1 protein-coding gene is annotated in these 1074 nt (G+C 33.9%); it reads right to left on the bottom strand.

The genetic code is table 11. The features are described from left to right. Positions 1-8: 8 nt before the first annotated feature. A complete protein-coding gene (gene repM / locus F960_RS01725) occupies positions 9-980 on the bottom strand; it encodes a replication initiation protein RepM (protein ID WP_004856330.1) in 972 nt (323 codons plus the stop codon). Positions 981-1074 lie beyond the last annotated feature (94 nt).

Below are 1074 nucleotides of genomic sequence, written 5' to 3'. Positions count from 1 at the left end.
CGATAGTGTTATTTGTACCCTGCTTTTTCTAAAAGTGGGTAAAGTTCTCTAAATTTTTCAGGTTGTAAAAGCATTTCAGCGATACGAACAGCAAATTGCTGATAGCTTTCTGTACCTTGCGAATACTTAGACATTTCGGGCATTTCAGACATTTTATTCGCAAATAAATGACGTTGTGGATCGGTCAATTTAATAAAAAAGTCGGGACTTTTTGGATCTTTTTTGGAATCAATAGTCTTTGTTTTTTCATCGTCTTTTGACTTAAATTTTAATTCTAAATGTGTGAACTTTCGACCTGTTTTTAACAGTTTATATTTGATTGTAATAGGTGATTTCTCGTTAAGCTCGTCAATAGCTGTATCAATAACCCGTCTTTTAAGGTCTGCTGTTAGAGGATATTTATCATTTAAATCTAGCATGTTACGTAAGTCATCAAGCCTTATTTTTCGATAGCCTGTACTTTTGAATTGCATCATTAATTCATAAAATCGAATGCTATACCCACTACTTACTCCTGCTATATCTTGAAGAAAATATTGTGTGAAATTAGAAGATAAGTTGCTTATAAACGGTAATACGGATTTACTAAATCTTATGGCAGCTAAAACATAATCCTCTGCATAAGGATCACTTCCTGTTATTTCTTTAACAAATTCAGGGTTAGCCAAAGCCCAATCACTATTGTATTTCATGATGTCCTGAATCCATCTAGTTTTAAACGTGCCTGCTTCGGTTGTTATTGTGATAACCCGATTAAAAAGGCGATCACATGCTTCCCTGATTTCTCTACTTGCTGTTTTTGGATTAACACCTAACTCAATAAATGCTTCTCTAGTGACACAATAACCAATGTTATCAGTTATTTCTTCGCCTTTAGGTATGCAGGCTATGGCAGCTAAAATCAACCGTTGTTCATTCAAAGAAAGCTGATAACTTGCCTCAATAATATTATTTGCTTTGACGACTAAAATTTGGCTCATTTTTCTTAATCTGTATTTTAACTATGACACGATATTAACAGTGTCATAGTTATGCGTCAATCCGTCATAGTTATGCGTCAATCCGTCATAGTTA

The sequence above is a fragment of the Acinetobacter gerneri DSM 14967 = CIP 107464 = MTCC 9824 genome (assembly GCF_000368565.1).
GTDB classification, from domain to species: Bacteria; Pseudomonadota; Gammaproteobacteria; order Pseudomonadales; family Moraxellaceae; genus Acinetobacter; species Acinetobacter gerneri.
This window is presented reverse-complemented; position numbering and strand designations above follow the sequence as displayed.